General features: G+C 72.0%; 4 protein-coding genes. 1 reads left to right on the forward strand and 3 read right to left on the reverse strand.

Going from position 1 to position 4,288, the window contains the following annotated elements; genetic code table 11:
* From VR44_RS18735 to VR44_RS41330, 3 genes are all read right to left on the reverse strand, one after another.
* The coding region (locus VR44_RS18735) for an acyl-CoA carboxylase subunit beta (protein ID WP_045948685.1) at nucleotides 1-1,320 on the reverse strand (1,320 nt) is incomplete at its 3' end.
* Between the two features lie 201 nt (nucleotides 1,321-1,521).
* Nucleotides 1,522-2,373 carry a helix-turn-helix transcriptional regulator gene (locus VR44_RS18740; RefSeq protein ID WP_052713698.1) on the reverse strand — a complete coding sequence of 284 codons (852 nt, stop codon included), beginning with the start codon at nucleotides 2,371-2,373 and terminating at the stop codon, nucleotides 1,522-1,524.
* A gap of 47 nt (nucleotides 2,374-2,420) precedes the next feature.
* Nucleotides 2,421-3,194, reverse strand: coding sequence for a helix-turn-helix domain-containing protein (locus VR44_RS41330; RefSeq protein WP_052713699.1), 774 nt, complete (start codon nucleotides 3,192-3,194; stop codon nucleotides 2,421-2,423).
* A gap of 362 nt (nucleotides 3,195-3,556) precedes the next feature.
* Between VR44_RS41330 and VR44_RS18750 the strand changes: the two genes are divergently transcribed.
* Nucleotides 3,557-4,264, forward strand: a complete 708-nt coding sequence (locus VR44_RS18750; RefSeq protein WP_157880350.1) for a 4'-phosphopantetheinyl transferase family protein — start codon at nucleotides 3,557-3,559, stop codon at nucleotides 4,262-4,264.
* The last annotated feature ends 24 nt before the right edge of the window (nucleotides 4,265-4,288 follow it).

Consider the following 4,288-nt stretch of genomic DNA (forward strand, 5'->3'; position numbering starts at 1 on the left):
GGCGCCCATCACGGCGATCTCGTTGGTGGGCCAGGCGAAGGAGAGGTCGGCCCCGATGGAGCGGGAGTCCATGACGATGTACGCGCCGCCGTAGGCCTTGCGCAGGATCAGCTGGACGCGGGGCACGGTGGCGGCGCAGTAGGCGTAGAGCAGCTTGGCGCCGTGCCTGATGATGCCGCCGTGCTCCTGGTCGACGCCGGGCAGGAACCCGGGGACGTCGAGCAGGGTGACGAGCGGGATGTTGAAGGCGTCGCAGAGCTGCACGAACCGGGCCGCCTTGTCGCTGGCGTCGATGTCGAGGACGCCGGCGAGCGACTGCGGCTGGTTGGCGACGACGCCGACGGTGTGGCCGTCGACGCGGGCCAGGGCGCACAGCACGTTGGTGGCCCAGCGTTCGTGGACTTCCAGGAACTCGCCGTCGTCGACGATCTCCGCGATCACCTCGCGCATGTCGTACGGGCGGTTGCCGTCGGCGGGCACGAGGGTGTTCAGCGCCTCGCAGCGGCGGTCGGCGGCGTCGCCGCCGGTGACGGCCGGCGGGGACTCCTGGTTGTTGCGGGGCAGGAGGGAGAGGAGGTAGCGGACTTCCTCGATGCAGGTCTGCTCGTCGTCGTAGGCGAAGTGCGAGACGCCCGAGACGCTCGCATGCACGTCGGCACCGCCGAGGCCGTTCTGGCTGATCTCCTCGCCGGTCACCGCGCGCACCACGTCCGGGCCCGTGATGAACATCTGCGAGGTCTCCCGGACCATGAACACGAAGTCGGTGAGGGCCGGGGAGTAGGCGGCGCCGCCGGCGCAGGGGCCCAGCATCACCGAGATCTGCGGGATGACCCCGGAGGCCCTGGTGTTGCGCTGGAAGATGCCGCCGTAGCCGGCGAGGGCGGTGACGCCCTCCTGGATCCGGGCGCCGGCTCCGTCGTTGAGGGAGACGAGCGGGGCTCCGGCGGCGAGGGCCATGTCCATGATCTTGTGGATCTTCTGGGCGTGGGCCTCGCCCAGCGCTCCGCCGAATATCCGGAAATCGTGGGCGTACGTGAACACGGTGCGCCCGTCGACCGTTCCCCAGCCGGTGATCACGCCGTCGGTGTAGGGCTTCTTGTCCTCGAGTCCGAATCCGGTGGCCCGGTGCCGGCGCAGCGGTTCCACCTCGTGGAAGGAGCCCTCGTCCAGGAGCAGTGCGATGCGTTCGCGCGCCGTCAGTTTCCCTTTGGCGTGCTGTGCGGCGGTCGCCTGTTCGCCCGGCCCACGCCTGACCCTTTCGCGCAGCTCGTGGAATTCCGCGAGCCGGTCCCCGGCGCCATCCCTCGGTACAGAATTCATCGGCCGTCCCCCCGGCGATCGGTGGAATGTCCGCGCCGGCACGAACGACGACCGGTGCGTACGCGGCTCCGGCCGCGCCGGAATCACGGTAGGGATTCCGGCCGGGCCAGATTTCACCGGCGCGCTGTCCACAAGGTGTCGTACCGCCCGGTAGGGCTCCGTGAATTCCTGCGGGGCGCGCGGGGAATGGCAGTTAGCTGCCTAGGCCGGCTGGGCGCTGCGCCGGTGCGGGACGCGGTGGGCGTCGGGGCGGGCGAGCTTCTCGGGGTGGCGGTGCCGGACTGCGGGGTGGCCGCGCTGTTCCGGTACCAGCGGGGCCGGCGCGCACAGCAGCCCGCTCTCGGCGGCCCGGACCCCCGCCTGGAAGCGGGACTTCGTCCCGAGGGCCTCCATGATCTCGGCGACGTGGCGCCGGTAGGTCCGTACCGACACCCCCAGTTCGCGGGCCGCCGCCTCGTCGGTGCTGCCCGTGTGCAGCTGCTGGAGGATCCCGGCCGCGAACGCCGTCCGCAGCGGGCTGGCCGGTCCGATGCCGCCGCCCGGCAGGGCGGCGTTGCGCCAGGCGCTCGCGAAGAGCGCCTGCACGGGCACGAGCACGGCGGCCGCCCGGACCACGGAGGCGCCACCGCCACTCTCGGCCCGCACCAGCGCGACCTCCTCGTCGACCACCAGCATCTCCAGGCAGGGGACGTGCGCCACCCGGATCCGCAGCGGGTGGTCGTCCCTCAGGAAGTCCCGGAAGGCCTCCTGCCCGGCCGTGGCGTGCGTGCACAGCACCCTGACCCGGAGGGTGGACCGTTCAGCGGTCAGCAGGCTCGACAGCGCGGTGCACATCTCCACCGCCAGCTCCGCCTCGGCCGCGATGACGACGTCCACGCTGCGCCGGGCGCCGGAGATCAGTTCCCGCGCCACCTCCCTCGTCCCTTCGAAATCCGGTCCGACGCGGGTGACGGGGCGGCTGCGGCCGGCCCACTCCCGGTACTTCGAAACCGCTTCGGCGATGAGTTCGCGTACGTCCGCGAGCCCCGCGTCGAATCCCTCTCCCCCGGACATGCCGGTGCGCCCTTCCCCCGTCACTTCTCCCCCACACACATTCGCTGCTATTCGTCATTCTTCAGCAGCCCGAGCCGCACTGCCCGGGCGCCCGCTTGAAAACGTGAACTCGCGTCCATTTCCCGCATGATTTCGGCGACATAGCGCCGGTAGGTACGCAGCGGAATCGCGAGCTCCCGCGCCGCGGCCTCGTCCGTGCGGCCGTCGCGCAGGGCCTCCAGGATCCGCTGCCCCGTTGCGCTGCGGGCCCGGCCCGCGGACTCCTCCCATGCCCTCGCCCCGTTCCACACCGCGCCGAACAGACCGGCGAGCGCGGAGACGGACGCGGGGTCCTGGACGAGGGAGACGCTCCGGTCGGCGCCTTCGCCGCCGAGCCAGACGAGCGCCATCGAATCATCCGTCAACACCGCTTCGTTCAGGGCGCATTCGGCCACCCTCACGACACAGCCGGACCCGCCGGCGAGGACCTCCCGGAACGCGGGGGCCCGCACCACGGCGGGCGAGCACAGCAGCCTGACCCGCACACCCCCGCACAGGGCCCCCCGCACGGCGCCCGGGGCGCGGCCGTGCCCCAGGAGCTCCAGTGCCACCGCGGCGGCCTCCGAATCCGCACGCTGCACCGTCACGCCGACGCTCCGGCGGGCCTTTTCCATCAAGTGACCGAAAATACCGAGGACATCCTCGCCGGATTCCAGCATTCGGACAGAATGATCGGGACCCGTGCGGGAGCGGTCCCCTTTGGCCGCCTCGATGAGTCCCTGTACCTCCAGCAAGGCCCGGCCGACTTCGTCATCGACCGACTCCGTCTTCCTGATAACCACTACCCCCGTCCTCACCCCGCCGCGCCCGGCCCGAGGCTAGCCGCCCTCAAGTCGGACGGTCAACAACGGTCTACAGTGGGTGATTTTTGAACGATCTTCATCTGCGGCAATTCCGATGAACGCACTTCACCCCACAGGAAAATCGCCGCGCCCGTTTCGGTTCCCGCACCCCGCGCCATTCGCAGGAAGCTGCCCGGAAGGGCCGGGCACGGTTCCGCCGGGCGAACTGACCGCCGCGTACGGTCACCTCACCGGCGCCCGCTGGCATATTGCTGCCAGCGCCCTCGCAGGGCCCGGGGCGCGCCTCCTACAGTCACGGGGCCCGTCCGGTTCCGCTCCGGACGCCGAAGGAAGCAGCGAAGGTGACCAGGAGCACGCCCGTGGACGTCTGGTGGTGGATCAGCACCGGCCCCGCCCCTCACCCCGAGGACGCTTCGGTCCTCACCGAGGCGGAGCGGGCGGCGGCCGCCCGGCTGCCCGCCGACCGCAGGGCTGATGCGCTCGCCCACCGCGCGACGGTCCGCCGCATCCTGGGCCGGGTCCTCGAAGTCCCTCCCGGGGAGCTGGAGTTCGGCCGCCGCCCCTGCCCCGGCTGTGCCGACGCCGGGCACGGGCCCCCGTACGTCCGCCACCCGGACAACACCCTGTGGATCAGCATCTCCCACACCGGGGGCTGCGGTGTGCTGGTCGTGGCGGACCACCCGGTCGGCGTCGACGTGGAACACGAGGCCCGCCCCTGGTCCCCCGAGGCCGCCGCCAAGGCCCTGACCCCGTCCGAACGGGCCCACCTCGACTCACAACCGACCCCTCAGGCCCGCGCCCGCGCCTTCCTGACCTGCTGGACTCGCAAGGAGGCCGCCCTCAAGGCGGCGGGCATCGGCATCGTCACGGATCTCGCGGCGGTGGAAACCCACCCGGCCGTCCCCGGCCCGGTCACCCTCCACGCCCCGCCCCCGGCACCCCCCACCCCCTGGTACACGGGCCCCGTCCCCCTGCCGCCCCCGTACCTGGCCTCCCTGTCCCGGTCCACCCCGACGGCGCACCTCCGCCTGCACCGGTACGGGGGCTAGGCCGTCTCTTCCGGATCTTGCTCC

Origin of the sequence: Streptomyces katrae (assembly GCF_000966975.1) — a bacterium.
Taxonomy (GTDB): domain Bacteria; phylum Actinomycetota; class Actinomycetes; order Streptomycetales; family Streptomycetaceae; genus Streptomyces; species Streptomyces katrae.

What these genes read in the sequence shown, in the direction of transcription:
- VR44_RS18740 (WP_052713698.1), bottom strand. Translation starts at nt 2,373, where the DNA reads ATGTCCGGGGGAGAGGGATTCGACGCGGGGCTCGCGGACGTACGCGAA.